Annotated in this window: 17 protein-coding genes; 8 read left to right on the forward strand and 9 right to left on the reverse strand. The window is 54.7% G+C overall.

All coding sequences use genetic code 11. The annotated features are described in order from the left end of the window. Window positions 1–300 (forward strand): LysE family transporter (locus QO231_RS23050; protein ID WP_316782024.1); only part of this gene is annotated, 300 nt, incomplete at its 5' end. Window positions 301–315: 15 nt separating this feature from the next. Here the strand turns inward: QO231_RS23050 and QO231_RS23055 are convergent. After that, window positions 316–1431, reverse strand: a complete 1116-nt coding sequence (locus QO231_RS23055) for a DUF3644 domain-containing protein (protein ID WP_316782052.1) — start codon at window positions 1429–1431, stop codon at window positions 316–318. 444 nt (window positions 1432–1875) lie between these two features. On the opposite strand from QO231_RS23055, the gene QO231_RS23060 reads away from it, so the two are divergent. The 3 genes from QO231_RS23060 (at window position 1876) to QO231_RS23070 (ending at window position 2733) form a co-directional block, all read left to right on the forward strand. After that, window positions 1876–2082, forward strand: a complete 207-nt coding sequence (locus QO231_RS23060) for a hypothetical protein (RefSeq protein ID WP_121027918.1) — start codon at window positions 1876–1878, stop codon at window positions 2080–2082. Continuing rightward, window positions 2079–2432 carry a hypothetical protein gene (locus tag QO231_RS23065; protein WP_121027921.1) on the forward strand — a complete coding sequence of 118 codons (354 nt, stop codon included), beginning with the start codon at window positions 2079–2081 and terminating at the stop codon, window positions 2430–2432. The genes QO231_RS23060 and QO231_RS23065 overlap by 4 nt, the downstream gene beginning before the upstream one ends. 73 nt (window positions 2433–2505) lie before the next feature. After that, complete coding sequence (locus QO231_RS23070; RefSeq protein ID WP_121027924.1) at window positions 2506–2733, forward strand: hypothetical protein; 228 nt, start codon at window positions 2506–2508, stop codon at window positions 2731–2733. Here QO231_RS23070 and QO231_RS23075 read toward each other — a convergent pair. Continuing rightward, the gene (locus tag QO231_RS23075) at window positions 2721–3077 is read right to left on the reverse strand and encodes a hypothetical protein (RefSeq protein WP_147436020.1); all 357 of its coding nucleotides are present in this window, start codon (window positions 3075–3077) and stop codon (window positions 2721–2723) included. The two genes, QO231_RS23070 and QO231_RS23075, sit on opposite strands and share 13 nt — an antisense overlap. A 926-nt stretch (window positions 3078–4003) precedes the next feature. On the opposite strand from QO231_RS23075, the gene QO231_RS23080 reads away from it, so the two are divergent. Continuing rightward, window positions 4004–4903 carry an ArdC family protein gene (locus QO231_RS23080; protein WP_121027930.1) on the forward strand — a complete coding sequence of 300 codons (900 nt, stop codon included), beginning with the start codon at window positions 4004–4006 and terminating at the stop codon, window positions 4901–4903. A gap of 132 nt (window positions 4904–5035) precedes the next feature. Here the strand turns inward: QO231_RS23080 and QO231_RS23085 are convergent, their stop codons facing one another. The 5 genes from QO231_RS23085 to QO231_RS23105 all read right to left on the reverse strand — a co-directional run bounded on the left by QO231_RS23085 (window position 5036) and on the right by QO231_RS23105 (window position 7574). Continuing rightward, window positions 5036–5452 (reverse strand): hypothetical protein, encoded by a 417-nt coding sequence (locus tag QO231_RS23085; protein ID WP_121027933.1) that lies wholly within the window; start codon window positions 5450–5452, stop codon window positions 5036–5038. A 53-nt stretch (window positions 5453–5505) separates the two neighbouring features. Further along, window positions 5506–5724: a hypothetical protein gene (locus QO231_RS23090; RefSeq protein ID WP_121027936.1), complete on the reverse strand. Its 219-nt coding sequence runs from the start codon at window positions 5722–5724 to the stop codon at window positions 5506–5508. Continuing rightward, window positions 5717–5878, reverse strand: coding sequence for a hypothetical protein (locus tag QO231_RS23095; protein WP_170157980.1), 162 nt, complete (start codon window positions 5876–5878; stop codon window positions 5717–5719). Before QO231_RS23095 ends, QO231_RS23090 begins: the two co-directional genes overlap by 8 nt. Window positions 5879–6258: 380 nt before the next feature. After that, window positions 6259–6861, reverse strand: coding sequence for a hypothetical protein (locus QO231_RS23100; RefSeq protein ID WP_121027939.1), 603 nt, complete (start codon window positions 6859–6861; stop codon window positions 6259–6261). Then, window positions 6861–7574, reverse strand: a complete 714-nt coding sequence (locus QO231_RS23105; RefSeq protein WP_121027942.1) for a ParA family protein — start codon at window positions 7572–7574, stop codon at window positions 6861–6863. Before QO231_RS23105 ends, QO231_RS23100 begins: the two co-directional genes overlap by 1 nt. Window positions 7575–8296: 722 nt before the next feature. On the opposite strand from QO231_RS23105, the gene QO231_RS23110 reads away from it, so the two are divergent. From QO231_RS23110 to QO231_RS23120, 3 genes are all read left to right on the forward strand, one after another. Beyond that, complete coding sequence (locus QO231_RS23110; protein ID WP_121027946.1) at window positions 8297–8872, forward strand: helix-turn-helix domain-containing protein; 576 nt, start codon at window positions 8297–8299, stop codon at window positions 8870–8872. Window positions 8873–8933: 61 nt separating this feature from the next. Beyond that, window positions 8934–12131, forward strand: coding sequence for a relaxase/mobilization nuclease domain-containing protein (locus QO231_RS23115; RefSeq protein WP_316782031.1), 3198 nt, complete (start codon window positions 8934–8936; stop codon window positions 12129–12131). Further along, window positions 12124–14397: a type IV secretory system conjugative DNA transfer family protein gene (locus QO231_RS23120; RefSeq protein WP_121027952.1), complete on the forward strand. Its 2274-nt coding sequence runs from the start codon at window positions 12124–12126 to the stop codon at window positions 14395–14397. The genes QO231_RS23115 and QO231_RS23120 overlap by 8 nt, the downstream gene beginning before the upstream one ends. A gap of 167 nt (window positions 14398–14564) precedes the next feature. Here QO231_RS23120 and QO231_RS23125 read toward each other — a convergent pair whose 3' ends face one another. After that, window positions 14565–14840 (reverse strand): hypothetical protein, encoded by a 276-nt coding sequence (locus QO231_RS23125; RefSeq protein ID WP_121027955.1) that lies wholly within the window; start codon window positions 14838–14840, stop codon window positions 14565–14567. 63 nt (window positions 14841–14903) lie between these two features. Next, entirely contained in the window at window positions 14904–15959 is a 1056-nt protein-coding gene (locus QO231_RS23130) for a type IV secretion system protein (RefSeq protein WP_316782034.1), read from the reverse strand.

A 15959-nucleotide genomic window follows, 5' to 3' on the forward strand; every position in this document is an offset into this window, starting at 1 on the left:
GATAAGTCTGTTTCTATGAAAATCGCTTTCAGGACTGAAGCCTTGTTGGCTATCAGTAACCCGAAAGCAATTTTGACGTTCGCTGCATTCTTCCCACAGTTCGTCATCTTGGACGCCTACTGGCAAAGCTACGCGATGCTCGGAGCGGCCTTTCTCATCATGGAAGCTATTGCGATCTTCGCATATGCGCTTGGTGGCAGTGTTGCCTCAACATTTGCAGCAGACAAGATCCCGGTGTTTCAGCGCATTTCAGGTGCTATGATGTGCGTGTTCGGCACCTTACTTCTGATGGCGTCGTAGCGCTCGCGAAACCTGTTAGCGGGTCCATCCTTCATTGAGTTTTTCCATGACCTTCTCAAGCCATCCATCATACCAATACCATTGGCCAGCAACATCGACGCCATACCCCTTCCCAGGGTTCCGTGCGTCGAGCTGGTTCACCAGCTGAGTATGATCAAAGATTGCAAACTCTGGAAAACCAGCTGCCTTTACCTTGGCAACCACCTCCATAGGGCGGTGTTTTGGGCGCTCTGTTTCTTTCAGAAGCACTCTCTCAACATGTTCTGCCTCCGGTGTACCAGCTTTGACAAATTCGACAGCCAAGTCAGCTTTTGAAGCCTTGCCTGCTACCTTTGGTACAAAGGCTACGCGATAGCGAAACTTGGGGTCGGCTTGTTCTGCATCGGTCAATCCATTGTGGAAGTCATCCATTGCAGCCGCCAGGTTTGGCGGCAAGTCCTGACCGACTAAACCGGCCCTCTGCGCTCCATCGAAGGTGACGAATTGAAGTGCTATCGGCAACCGTTTTTCTAACGCAAACTCTTTGCCAAAGAGGGTCTTGATTGCGTCGTTGAAGTTGATGCAACACGCTTGCAGCTTGGCGCTTAGAGCATCGTCAATGCGGTCAGTTGATTGATGTTCAATCTCATGTCGAATTTCTGTCAGAAAGTTGAGATTATCAATGACGCCTTTTTCAACCGGACACCCGCCGTGAGCGAGGCATTGACCGAGTTCCCAAAATTTATCGGCACCATGTTTTGTTTTCTGTACCACCCCAGCCTTCTTGTACCGATAATCGACCCCTTCCCTCTTGTAGTAGGCGTGCATCAGGTACGTCCAAGCTATTACGCTTGTGACGATGAACAGTTCCGCGCGGAAAAACAGTCCGGCGCTGTTAAAAGTATGAACAGCCGCAATCATCGCCTCCCGCGCCTTAATGAGTAACTCATCACCCCTTAGATGAAGCCCCGTTACAGGGTCTATGTCCGGCCATGCACTCAGAAAAGCATCCAGTTCCAAGTCGCTCGCCGGTTTGATCCCAGCGTGCATCTTGCCATCTTTGATTTGGGATATCCGAGCTTGGTTGACTGAGCGAGTTGGTCTTGAAAAATAGGCGTGAACGTCTTGCGGGACATAGTTCTTTTGCAGCATCGCTTTCACGATAGCCACTTCCCACTTTTTCAGGGTTTTCCCGGTTCTACGTGCCAAAACCCAATGAGCTTTCTGTTATTCCCGGCCACGACTATCAACGATAGCCGATCATGATTTCGAGAATTAGGTCAGTTTTCGACGGAAAGGTCAAAGTTATCTGACGTTCGAGATGATCCGTTCTTTCCTGGTCCCTTGGGGTTCGGTCAAGCCGAACGCCACAGCGGGACGTGAGCGGCAGGGATGCCGCCGCGCGCAAGTGAAATAGACGGGGCCGTGTCCTCGCCTTCGGCTGCGGGCCGCACCACCCCCGGTCGATTTCCCTCGCGCGCTCCTAATCCTTCCTTTCATCGCATTCGAGGTTTCAGGAGAGGGCGCATCCGCGCTGTCCCTCAACCCCGATCCATTGGGCGACAGACCCAAGCGACACCACGAAGGAGAACCGTTATGGGAAACGTCCCCTGCCCGCCCCAACAGATCACCATTCACTGCAAAATCTGCGGATGCGAAAACGTCCGGCGCGACGCCAGCGTTGAATGGAGCCCAGAACTGCAGATGTGGGAAGTCGTAGTCGTTTATGACGCCGCCGATTGTGAAGACTGCGGCGGCGAAACCAACCTTATTGAAAAGCCTATCGCAGTAGGTGTGTCATGAAAGGCACCGTCCGACTGATTGAAGGTCTGCACATCACAGCCGCCGACAAGCGCAACATTCTCGAATGTATCGAATACCTGCGCGGCGAAGAGAACCACGCGCAATGGTTGGGCCGAAAAGGTTCAGCGAAGCGCTATTGCCTGACTAGCGATCCAGAGCAGGCGAACCGCTTTCACGTCCTTATCGGTGAGACCTACCGCACGGATTCAGGCGGCAAGCGTGAACGACAGTCAAAAGTCACCATTGAAACAACAGGGGTGGAACCCCTGCCCGCCGCGTCATGGCAGATCGACCAAGGCGATCTTTTTGATGGGCTGGACAACAACGAGGCCCAAGGGCCTATTGCTTAAGACACCTTCGGGGGCCGCGCGACGCGCCGGGGGCCGAAAGCCCCTCCCCCCCTATATCAAAGAGGCATTCGCTATGCTCGTGAACTTTTACACGCCACGAGGGGACGACTACGAGTTGATCCATGCAACTCGTCTCGACATTCTGGAGGCATTGCCAAGGGTGGGAGATGAAATTCACATCGACGACTTTCAGGGCATCGTTAGCGTGGTTCGGTGGCGGATCAAGGATGATAAGCAGATTGTGGCCGTCATGGTCGAAGAAATCGCCCTAGACACCACCAACCTCTCTCAGCCCCGATAAAATGCTTCGTTTTGATCGAGCCACTGGCGCATTTTTTCGAGGTGCGATCTGACATGGTGCATAGTCTCGCGCACCGTCCAAAAGGTGCCGAAGGCGCACACGGCTAACATCAAATAGAACGCCTGATTTGTGAGCCATGAAATGTCCCACATCACATAGGCCACCATGTCAACGACCACGAAACAGCCAATCAGCAACGACAAAAGAACCGCGCGAGTGCGGTGTCGATATGCTTCTGTCAGCAGTTGATCGTGGCCGCTGGCTAGGATTGGTTCAACAACACGCCCCTGCCAGTCTTCATGCGCGTTTTTTTGAGCGATTACCCGATGGCGAAGCTCAAGCAAAGATCGAAGGGGATTCCGCATAGGTCCAGTGTATCATGGCCGTATCGAATTCACACCGTCTGTCTTTGTTTCGGCGCGATCACGGCGAGCTTCGCCGATGATCGCGCTCTTGCACCAATGCTTGAGATGCTCCGGACAATTCAAACTAAGCGCCCAGGTACCCCTTTCACGTCTGGGCCTTCAATTTCCCGAACGGTCATGATGATTGCCAATGCAACATCGCCTGAGCTTGGGTGATCGTGAGTCATCCTCAAATTTCCTTTTCATCTTGCCGAAAATATCCTCGGGGGAGGCGCGCAGCGCCGGGGGCAGACAGCCCCCTCCTACTTATAAGGCCCGCGATACGGCTCCCCAACAAGTTGAATGTGCGGACATCCCAAGACGAAACTGGTCGCGGCGTGCAGCGAGCGGAAGTAGATGCAATGCGCTTTTTGCGATGACCACAGTGTGTGGGGCTTGCTGGCATAATTGCCGGTCCCGACATGACGTTGCAGCCATTGTCTGGTCAGCTCGTTTGTCATCGGATCTGCTCGCACGCTTATGCGGACCGGGAATTCCCTGTCCATGATGTCATAACGATGTGGTGCCTTGCTCCCCATGGTGGGGAACATAAGCAGAACATATAAAGGTGATCCAGTGGGCAATGCGATCTGCGATCACGCTAATCCTGGTCCCTTGGGATTCGGGCAAGCCGAACGCCTCTGCGGGACGTTAGCGGCAGGGATGCCGCCGGATTTAAGCGAAATAGACAGACCCGTGTTGTCGGCTGCACCTCCTGCCCGCGCCAGTCCGTCGATTTCGCTCAAATCCTCCCAATCCTTCCTTTCATCGCATTCAGGTTTTCAGGAGCAGGCGCATTCTGCGCTGTCCAAAAAACCCGATCCATTGGGCGACAGACCCAAGCGACACCACAAAGGAGAACTGTCATGGCGAAATTTGATGTTTATGCGGAGGTCACAAACCAGATAATTGAGGCACTGGAACAAGGTGTGAAACCGTGGGAATGCCCTTGGCAGACGAATGCCGCTGCCTTGCCCTTTCGCGTTACCGGAGACAGATATCGCGGGATCAATCATGTCTTGTTGAGCCTCAAGGCATGGGCGCAGGGCTATCGCAATCCTGTTTGGATGACGTTCAAGCAGGCAAAGGATTTGGGCGGTATGGTCCGCAAGGGCGAGAAGTCATCCCTTGTTGTGAAATACGGCACTTTCGAAGCGAAGGAGGGAGCGCCCGAGGGTGACGCGGATGCCAAGATGCGAGGTTATTTGAAAGCCTATCGGGTGTTCAATGTTCAGCAGATCGACGGGCTAGAGGATCAATTCCCGACACCTGATGAAGCTGAACCACTGAATACCCGGCCCATCGAGCAGCTTTCGCACTTTGCCGCGAACATGATCGAGAATATGGGTGTGGGCTTTGAGGAAGGCGGGGACCGCGCTTGCTATGTGCCGTCCTTGGATAAGGTTCACATGCCGGAGTTGTCAAAGTTCAAAGCGGCAGAGCTTTTTTATTCAACCCTTTTTCACGAATTGTCCCATGCAACAGGTCACAAGCGCCGGTGCGATCGGACGAACGAAAAGGCAGGGTCCAAGTTTGGGAATGCGGTCTATGCGATGGAAGAACTCGTTGCCGAAATTTCGTCGGCGATGATGGGCGCGCAGCTTGGTTTTCAGCCGGGCCACATCGAGGACAGTGCGGCTTACGTTCAGTCGTGGTTGAAAGTGTTGCGCGACGACAAGCGTGCGATTGTCAAAGCAGCAGCGGCGGCGCAGCGATCCGCTGACTACCTGATGGAACAAGCCGGAGAGATTGCAGAGGCCGCTTAGCCCCCTGCCCCATCATGGCAATATGAATTCATCGTGAAAAACGCCGCCATGCTGCTAGGATGAAGATACTCCCTGTTGGCCGGTGTCGGCCGGAGCCCCCGTTTTCCGCCGCGAAAGCGGGGGCTCTGCTATTCAGATGCAGGTGAAGGCGGGCGCGTCGCCTAGGTTCATTGTAACCGACGCCGTGCCAACGGTCAGCTCAACGCTTTCGGTGTTGCGGAGGCCGTCCAAGAGTGGTTGCCAGATATGTTCCGCAAGGTCGCGTTTTGAAAGCCTGCCATGAACGAGCGAGGCGGTGATTGTTTGGCCGTCTGGAAAAGTCAGTGTTGCCGTGGTGTTCAGGTCTGAGTTGCCTCCAAAGACGATCAAGACCATGCTTTCCGTGCCGCCATAGACACGGTTGGGATCACAGACGAGGCGAATTGTTGCCCCGTTATCCGTGGTGGAATACAGATCGAGTCCGCGCGTGAAATCGTGGTCCCATGCTATCGCGGGAGACGCCGCAAGTGCAGCGATCAGCAGTGAAAAAAGGCGATTGTTGAAACGCATAGGCAGGCTTCCTTTCGGAGCCAGCCTAGCATTTTTTGGGTCAAATTGGAAGATCACGCCTCCATTTCGGCGGTGAGAACCCACTTACTTTGCCAGACATCAAACGTAGCAAATGTTGCGCCCTTCGGATCGAGGATCTTTAGGGAGCCAGAGGTTTCCTTGTCTTGCATGTAAGACGCACCGAATACTCGGAGCGTTTCTGGTGATGGCGAGTAGACAATACCGACATCTACCGTGTCATCGTCGCTGCGCATGGAGAACATATCAGGCATAATCGTAAATCACGTCCTCCCGCACTACGTCGTCAAACCATTTCGGTGTTCGCGCCCCTGTGTTCCATTCATAGAGATATCCGACGATATCTCGCGTTTTGGCATCGAGAATGCGGGCGACGGCTTTTCCTTCAATCTTCCGTTTTCGCACCATGTTCAAATCCTTTTGCGGTGCGGTTGGGGTTTGAGCCCCCTTCCGCCGGTGGCGAAGCCTCGGCTGAACTGACCAGCCGAATGGCCCCATGCCATTCGACTGGACAGAGCAGAGAGGGCGTAGCCCGACCTGCGTCCGGAGACGGTTCGAAGACAGGGGGCCGTAGGGCGGAAAATTGGGGGGACCGCGCAGTGCGTGGGGGTGCCGATTTTTTGCCCGGAGGCTGGCGCGCTCGCGCGACATCACAACCCCTGTTGAGAGCCGGGGCCGGATGGCAGGCGGATTAAGGCTAAGATAGATGCCGACGCGCCTAGAGCGAAGCGGAGGGCGTGTTGTCTCTTGTTCTATGCAATGCCGCGCTTCACGCGGTATTTCTTTGGCTACTTCTGTGCCAGCTCTTGCAGAACCTCATCAAGGCACTTCCAAAACAGCGGTTCGAACTGCCCGCGCAGCATGGCGGTATCAGATGATAAGCCGTAAGGATCATTTTCGGTGCGCAGATGGTCGATCAGTTCGGCGTTGACGCGCTTCGTGGTCTGATAACCATCGCGGATAGGCAGGCGATCCGCCTCCGGTTTTTCAATGAATTCGCGTTTAGGATCGAAGAGCTGGACGGCCTTGCGCCCTGCTAAGCGGATTGGAACCTTGCGGTCGATGCCCTTAGCAACAAGATTGTCTATGGCCGCACCGTGCACACGGGTGATTGCAGCAGTTAGATGAACTTCACGGGTAGCGTCAGACGGCGCCGGAGATGCTGTTACTTGAGGTTTTGTCTTTGGCTTCGGCGTGGCTTTTGGCCTAGGTGCGGGAGCGACGGGTTTGTCACGCCGTTTGGGCCCGGAGTCGCTCGCGATCTTTCTTGGAGCGGCTTCGGAGGCAATGGGTTCCAGTGCTGGCTGCAGCGTCTGATCTGACTTTCTTGGTAGGTTTGAATGATACTTCGGGTCACTGCCCTTGATAGCGGTTCTCTGTTTGCGGGGCATTATGCGGCCTCCGTAACTTCTTTGAGGATTGCAGCAGCTTCGTCCAAGGCCTCATCAAAATATTTGGCGTGTACTCGTCCAAGCGGATTGATGCCGGAGCGTTTCGCTTGGGCTATGGTGTGTAGCAATCCTTCTTTCGATGCTTCGCGATGCTGTTTGCGGGACATGAAGAAATGGGAAACAACCGGGAATTCATCAAAGGCCCGGTCTTCGAATTCGAGCTCGGTCTTGCTCTGCTTGGCCGGTACATCAGAAAGGACGACGTGAAAGGAAGGAAGAGCTTCTGGATTTTCGGCGCGGTCGGCGAGGCCCTTATACCATTCGAATGTGTCGTTAGTGCTCTTCCAGTCGTCCATACTTAGTTTCATGGGGAGGATGATAACGTCGCTGGCAGCTGCCAGATCATCGGCCCAAGCGCCCGCCGCGCCCATCGTGTCCACAAAAATGTAATCAACGTCACCGGATTCATAGGCTTCGTCCGTTTTGGTGCCAAGCTCGTCTGAAAATTCCAAATGTTCGACTGTCAAAAGAGGATCATTGATCCCGAGCGACGTGGCCCAGTTCATCATTCCTTGTTGTGGGTCGGTGTCAAAGATGATGCATCGCTTTTTGTCGCGCATTGCCGCACTTGCGAGTGCGCGGATCAGTGTCGTTTTGCCGGCACCGCCTTTTCGACTCATAACGGCGACGACCTTCATGTCTTCATTTGCCATCTGCTTCGCCTCAATGTTGGTTGTTTAGTGTACGTTGTCGGCGGAACGCTGTGCAGTGTCAAGTGTGCAGTGATGCAGGTGTAGTGCATAAGAACTAAGGCGCAGTGATGGTGGAAGGTGGTATAAGGCTCAGTGTTCGATGCCTAGTGAATAGTGCCGGTGGTCGGGTGGTAGGTGTCGGCGGTACAGTGATCAGTGTCGCTTGTTCAGTGTCAGCGGTCTGCGGCGCAGTGCTGTATGTAGGTTGCACAGTGATCGCGGCACAGTGTTCAAGGTATAGGGTTGCAGGTAAGATGTCCAGTGTATAGTGCGGAAGAAGTAGTGCGCAGTGAATAGTGCACAGTGTATAGTGCGCAGTGGATGGCGGAGATGGAGACGAAATAGCGACCATTGTAGCCCACTCCGAAAACTCGGGAGACGGTTGGGAGCAAAATCGGCTCACAGGGCGGCGCTGAGGGGCCGCACAGGCTTGCTTTTGGATTTTATAGGGTAGGGCGGCTGAAAGCAAATTGCGGCCCTCAGCGAGCCGTTTTCTCCAATGGGGCCGTCACCTTCGGTTTTTGGGCCGGTCTCGCCATCGGCTCGACAGCCTCGATTCCGTGAATCTCGGCGAGAAACGGAATAACTGATAACACTACAATAATAGGGTATGGTCTCAACGACTGCATTATTGTAATGACATCAGTTATGATGATGGCAGGAAATAGGGGTTCTTTGTTCTAATGCCCAAAGGTCGCATCCTCACTCAATCTGAACGCCTCGTGATTGTCCGCGAAGCGGCAAAAGGCGTAGGAAAGCCGAGGCTTGCACAGCGGTTTGGTGTGACTAGGCGAACAATCGACTACACCATCAAACGAGAAAAAGACCGACGCCGTGACACGGGCATTCGAACCGCTGCGGCCAGCGTCACTGTGACCCCAGATGAAATGGAAGCGTTCGACGCCGAGCTTGCAAAGCATGGTTTCGATAGTCGTGCAGACGGTTTGCGGGCCTTGATGCAAGCGACAAACGGCATCTTCGTGCCAGATGAACATCTTTCCGGCGAGCTTGCGAGCTTCCGTGCAGCGCTCAATCGCGTCGGCAACAACATCACGCAGATTGCCCGCCGAATGAATGAGGCGAAGAAAAGAGGACTGCCTCCGCCTTGGTCTAACCGGCAGTATGAGGAAATCCGCGCGCTAGCGGGCACGATTTTGGAGATGGGTGATCAGATCGACCTTTTGGTCAGGCGTCGAAACTCGGCAATGGCAGTGACTGTTGATGATGTATTGAGGGAGTTTGCCCTTGGCACGAAATAGCGCAGTCGAGGCCGTTACCGGCGAGGTTTTCCGCGAGGGTTGGGACCGTGTGCGCGGCTCCATGCAGGGATTGAACAGCAAGAGAGCGGGCCAGCTCTACCGTGCTGCACGGGGCCATCGAGCTGCGGTGTTCAAGGCGATCAAGAATGGCGGCACCCACACAAAGGGCCAACTCAGTAATCAGCTATCCTACATCACGCGTGACAATAAGCTTTCTCACTTCGTTGACAGTCGGGGCACGTTCGACGGGAAGACCAAGTTCGATGAGAAGGACATCAAGAAACTCACGGATCGTTTTGCAGAACGGTGGGATAGCGGTTTCCGCCCCAAAATGGGCAACACAACGCACATGCTCATGTCTTTTCCGAAAGGCACTAGGTCTGAGGACGTCCGCGATATCGCTTCGGATGTTTGCGAGCGGTTCTTTGAAACCGACGAGGGACATTTTGACTACGTAATCGCAGTCCATAAGGACCGGGATCACCCCCACGCTCACATCGTCCTTAATAGACGTTCCCAAGAGGGGGAGTTTTTCTACTTGGGCCGGGATCACCGCTTTAACTACGACGATTTTCGCCTCGCAATGGTGGAAGAGGCCGAAAAGTATGGCGTCAAGCTAGAGGCGACACGTCGAATAGACCGTGGTGTGGTGCATTACGCACCCCGAACGAGAGAAGTCTACGCGGTCAAAGAGGATGCAGCAAAAGGTATCATCCGTGAGCCAGCTCCGCGCGAGCGTGTCGGCAAGGATTTGGCCCGTACCCTCGCTGAGATTGCAAGCACCAGGATTGTGTATCACTCGCTTGCTGCCGAGGCGTCTCAAGACAGTCGAGAAGAAATTGCTCAAGCCCTCCAAAGAGCCGCCGAGCTTTTGGGTAACGGATCACAAGTCGAACAAGATGGAGATGTGTACATGGGAGTTGTTGAAGACTTTGATGAACTGAAAAGCCGCTATGCTGATACAGTTGAAGAAGTTCAGGCGCGGATCGCTGGCTTGCCAGAAGGTCAGCGGGCACAAAAGCAGCGCGACTTGAACCAGCTTCAGGCGGGTGTGCGACGAATGCAGCCTCTTGGCCTTCGGTCTGCAACACTTGAACAGAGGCCGTCCGATGGCGGCATTTACTCGGAGTTGAATATCAACAGCGAGCTTACAGGCCGTTTAAATGATGGAACTACGCGGGCACAGATCGACAATGCGCTGCGCGGCACGGGGATCAATACTGAAACCGTTGTGAACCGGATCGAAACAGGCGCACCAAACGCTGCACTTGAGCAGCAGTGGGTAGCAGATGATCTTTCCAAGGTTGCACAGGCTCAGGGGCTGAACCTTGAGCGCAAAGATGACCTCGAAGCGGCACGAGAGTGGTTGAACCAAGTGCATGTTGAATTAGGCGTGACGCTGGAACGTGCAGAGGTGCTGCGTGATGATGGTGTGATTGAGGAAGCGCGGGAAATTCGTTTTCACTTCGATCAAGAGCAGTTTGACGAGACGACGCGTGCGATCCGGCAGGAGTTGCGAGGGCAGGGGGTCAACGAAGCACAGCTTGAGGCTCGTGCCGTCGAAATTGAAAACCGCGCGTTCGACCGGATCGAGGCAGAGCAACAATCCTATCTCGAAACGCGGCCCGAAATCCTCTCTGATCCTGGCGCGGTCTATCGCACCGACGAAGAGGGCAGGGGCCGGATCACGGATCAGGAGCTTGCAGATCGGCTTGATCGGGAGATTGAGATCATTCTTGACCGTGCGCCTGCCAATCAGTCGATCTCCGAAGCCGTCGCGTCTGATTTCAAGGATCGCTACCCCGACATGCCGGATCATGTCACCCGAGGCTTGGGCGATACCTATGAGACCAGCTTCCGTTTGAACAATGAGCAGGAGTTGCGGGAAGCGGAGCTTGAAGCCGCTGACATCGCAACGGTGCGAGAGCATGCGCTTGAAGCGACCAGGTTGGCCAACGGAATCGCGCAGGCAGAAGCCGATGGTATGTCCGTCGCAGAGCGTCGGGAGCTGGTGTCAGAGATAGAGACGAATGTTCGAGAGGGTTGGAGTGAGGATGACCGTGCTTATACCGATGATCGGTTTGAGCAACTGGTGATCGAGCGCGACCGGCTTGAAGCCAAAGAGGGAAGTGTTCAACGTCGCGTGTCCCTTGCGACCGAGTTTTCCGCATTATCCGCCGCCCGACAGAGCGGCCAGCTTACTGCCGATGAGGCGCAGCGCGCGGATGTGTTGTTGCGTGACACAGCGGATCGCTATGGCATCCAGATGCGTGACGGGTTGGTGCGTGAGGACACCCGTGAATTCCAAGACTGGCAAACAAACGACCCAGAGGGCGAGCGTGCAATGGCAGATCGGTTTGAGGCCGAGCGCTTGGAGCGGTTCGATGCAGACCTTGCCCGTGTTCGGGGTGATGTCACGGCGGAGCGTGATCTACGTGCAATGGAGATAGATCAGACCAGCCTTGACCGTATGAGTTCGCGGGTCCGCGACGAAATCATGTCTGAGAACGCCGACACGCAGAGTTTCGATCAACGGTATGAGCGGGCTGAAGCTATGGCTGCGAGCGGAGCCATCGAGCAAACCTCCCGCGCCCGCATTCTGCAAGAGCGTGAGGAATACCTCAGTCAAAGACCGGAGCTGGCAGCGGAACGAGTTCTTCCATATTCCGACGTTCCCTTTGGCGCGAAGATCGAGGACCGCGAGCGTGTTGATCAGATCAGCCGCGAAGTGGACAGGGTTATGGCTGATCGTGACAACCGTGGCGACATTTCAAGAGCCGTCGCCGATGACTTTCGCGCACGCTACCCCGACATGCCGGACCATTTGGCCCGTGGTCTTGGTCGGACGTATGAAATCGCGAATGAGGCGAGGGATAGGGAGGCTATCCGTGACGTTGCGGGGACACGCATTGAGAATGAGGAAATTCGGCGCGTTGTCGAGCATGAGAGGTCCGATGATGTGTCGCCGTCGCTGGCAACAGACGAACAGGGTCTCATCTATCGTGAGCAGATCGAGCAAGAGCTTGATGACGAGCAGATCGAGCGCCTGCGTGGCGGCGACAGCGACACCTTGGAGAACGTGTCCGACGACCGGCTAGACAGGCTCTACGCGGCGAAAGCCTATCTTCAATCAGACTCTGCAACGGCGAATTCGGAAGCCTATCGAGAGGTCGTACAGGAGATTGCAGAGGAGCAATACGAATTGCAGAAAGACCGGTTGGTCGACTCTGAGCGCGAAGGAGGGCCAGTCCATGGGTAAGGGTCGCATTGCATTTGGAGTGTTTCTGTTGACGCTGTTGGCTATCGCCATTGGCTATGTTGTTTCGTCTGCTGTCCTGACCTTCAAGGATTTGGGCTTTCAGGCGGATATCGACTTTTTCTATCTAGCTGAAAACTACTTTTACCTGCGCGACTATCGGCCTGATGACTTCCGCCTAGTGAATCTTATCATGGTAGGTTTCGGCATCGCTGGCCTGTTGATGAGCATTGCAGTGTCCGGATCGGCGTTGACGAAGTTCGGCCTTACGCATTGGCAAAAAACCGGCGAGCTTTCGAAGAGCGGTTTTTTCGGCAAGCCGGGTACAGGGTTTATCCTGGGAAAGATGTCGAAGCCAAAGCGCAACGGTAAGTACCTTGTCGCGAAGAAGTTCCCACACGCTCTGATCGTCGCGCCCACAGGCCGAGGTAAGACTACGGGTTTCGTGATCCCGAACCTTTTAACATGGGAAGGTTCAGCCGTTGTGCTGGACGTGAAGGGCGAGAATTTCGAAGCGACGGCCCGGCACAGGCGCAAGCAAGGGGATAAGATCTTCCGCTTTGCGCCAACCGACTTCGAGGACCGCAGAACGCATCGTTACAATCCGTTGTTGCGGATTTCCGAGCTGAAGGACCAGGCACAGCAACAGATGGAGTTGCAGCTACTCGCTTCGCTCTTCCTACAGAACGAGAACGAGCGCGTTCAGGGCCTCTTGAAAGGTGGTATCGACTTGTTCGTTGCAGCCGGTCTTTTGGCATTCCAGCGCAAGAAGCCGACACTTGGCGAAATCTACCGCATCGCTGCATCGGGTGGGAACAAGCAGAAGGAATACATGGCGCGAGGCGTCGAGGTCCAGAATGAGGCTGCAAAGCTAATTTTCACGCGGTTGGCATCAACCAACAACGACACCCTGACATCTTATGTGTCCCTCTTAATGACTTCGGGCTTGGACCAATGGCAAAACCCGGCCATCGACGCGGCGACACAAGCGTCTGACTTCGATTTTCGGAACATCCGAAAAGAGCCGTTCAGTGTCTATCTGATCGTGCAGCCGCTCATGGTTGAACCAATGGCACCACTGATCCGGTTGTTCTTTTCCGACCTTCTGGCGTCGATGCAGGACAAGGAGCCAGGTCCTGATGAACCGTGGCCCGTCATGATTATGCTCGATGAGTTTAACAAGCTTGGAAAAATGCCCATCGTTTCCAAGAGCATTGAGACGCTGCGTTCGTATCGCGGGCATCTTGCAATCGTCACCCAGACAATCCCGGCGCTTGATGAAATCTATGGTGAGAACACCCGACGCGCCTTGCAGGGGAACGCCGGAGTGAAGCTCTACCTTACACCATCGGATGAAAAGACCGTCGAGGAATTGAGCAAGGCCGTTGGTAAGACGACCAAGAAGGTGGTCACACGGTCGCGTGCAATCGGCAAGAACCCGTTTGAAGGTCGCAGCCAATCGGTGAGGACGGAGGAAGTTTCATTGCTTCCGGAGGACGAAGCCAGGCGTTTGCCGCTTGAAGATATCGTCATGGTGATCGACGCGCAAATGCCTATTCGTGCAAAACGTATCGAGTATTTCAACGATCCGTATTTCAAGCGCATCCATGGGGAGCAAGCGGGGGATCTACCTTTCCCAGAAAAAGAGGTGGCGACTTCGCTGTCTGCCTCGGACGAAAACGAAGCAATCAAAAAACCGGAAGTTGGTGCAGCAGTTGAAGCGTCCGAACCAGTTGCCGAACCTGCTGCGATGCAACCATCACCGTCGCCAGCTGCAATGCCGGCGCGACCGAAAAAGCAAGGTAAGTTGCCTATCGAGCCAGTTGACCGGGCTGTCGTAAAACGTGAATCTATCCAAAGGGCGGCAATGGAAGATACGCAACGCCCCACAATCGTCACGCCGAAGCGCAAACGGGCAAAAGCAGTTGTTTCGGTTGATGCGGAGCAGCAACGGCAGATCGAAATGGACCTCGCCACGCAAGTGGAGCTTAGCCTAGAGACGCCAACGGAAGCTGATGTTGTCGAGCTAAACGGTATGATGGAGGGCTTGGAACAGTTGAAGAAGAGTATGCCAGAGGTGGCCGAGAAAGACGGCGAGCTTGATCCCGTCCCGCCATTTGCTGCTGAGCAGGAGCGCCAATTTGCAGAGGACCTTGCCAACGGTCCCGCACTTGTCCGGCGCGGCGAAGACGGAGAGTTGGAACGCGCAACTGGGGAGGGCACAGAGAATTTGGGCTATCGCGATGAGGGCTCGGCCGTCAAAGCATGAATGACCTGCGCCCGTCGCTTCTTGTTGGCGCTGGCCCAAACGGGTCCAGCAAAAGCAGTCTCGCGTCTTATGACGGAAGACGATCTACATGAGCTGTGCGAGTTCAACGACACCCGTAATGTTGATTCCGATGGGGAAGGGGGCGTGCGCGAATAAGCGCAGCCATTTCAATGCAGCGTGTGAGGCGGGTGATCGACCAGGATCACGCGGAATCCTTCAGGCGAAGATGGCGACTCAACCAAGACAAAGATTTCGTGCGTTCCTTCTCTTTCGTATAGGCAGCGAAATTTTCCATAGTTGTCGCCTTCGTCAAGGATCTGATCATAGCGGAATGTGAAGCTGATGCCATCTTGTTCCCACTGAGCTAAGCCGGACCGAGTGACGAGGGCTAAGGGCTTTCCATCAAGCAGAATAAGGTTTTGATCAACGATGATCTGGTGCATGGGGTGCGGCTCTATATGGAAAGACGGCCCGAATTGCGGGCCGTCTGTTTGTAAGTGATCAAACTATCGACCGATGCGCTTGTTCCGGTCCAACTGGGCTTGGTAGTCGGGTGGCGAGCTGTTCGCTGGCTGTTGCGGCCCTCCAGGGCGCGTGGGCATAGGTGCAACCCCGACCGCCGCCCGTGCGCGAAGACCAGCATATTCAGCGCCACTGGCAGAGCCCATTAGATATCGGTTTTGAGCTTGCTGTGACCCGAATGCGGCGCGACCAAAGGCGTAGGAGCCGCCAATGCCTGCACTCATGGCGGGCATCATTATATTGCCTGAGATTGCTCTTACGATGAACGGTGTCGCGAGAATGAACCCTTTCGCCATCAAAATCATCATGAAGAAGGGTAGCAGTGCGCCAATATTTGGAGCAGCGGCGGGATCACCTAATTCTGTCAAGAGCGATTGAGAAACACCAGTAATGATGGAAAACACCCCGGCCAGAATGATCGGATACATTGCGAATGAGACAAGAGCCGACAGCCATCGGGCGAAGTAGTCTTTCGTGACTTCAAAGAGGGTTAGGAAGATCATTAATGGCGCTAGGCCAAGAAGCAGGGCAATGAGTATCTTTGAGAAAATGACTAAGAAAGCAGCAATGCCGCCTAAAATGGCAAGGATCAAAACTCCTACAACGGACAGCATTGCGCCTGCGAACCAACTCATTTCTTCCCCGGCTGCGTTTAGGTACTCGCCCATTGCAGCAAGCATTATATCGAACTCTTCTGCATAGGTACCGGAGGGGCCTGGCGCCCCGCCGCCAACGGAAGCGATCAGAGAACCCGCAATGCTGTCAATTCCATTTAGAACGGCGGTCGCGAAAGAGTTAAACTGCACCCAGTTTTGCGCGAATAACCCGATGAGCGCGATCTTTACTCCAAGCCAGAACGCGGTTCGCCCGTCCATTGAGCGATATTGGAATACCATGTTGATAGCGATCAGGATGAGAACAAGCGTAACACCCAGAGTTGTGATGGTCCCGACAGTTGCCGCAACAGCACCGAATTGAGTTTCAGCGGTGTCCTCAAGGAAGCCTTCCGCAGTCTCGACCAGATATCTTGTGACGCTCAT

The organism is Sedimentitalea todarodis (assembly GCF_032595355.1).
GTDB classification, from domain to species: Bacteria; Pseudomonadota; Alphaproteobacteria; order Rhodobacterales; family Rhodobacteraceae; genus Sedimentitalea; species Sedimentitalea todarodis.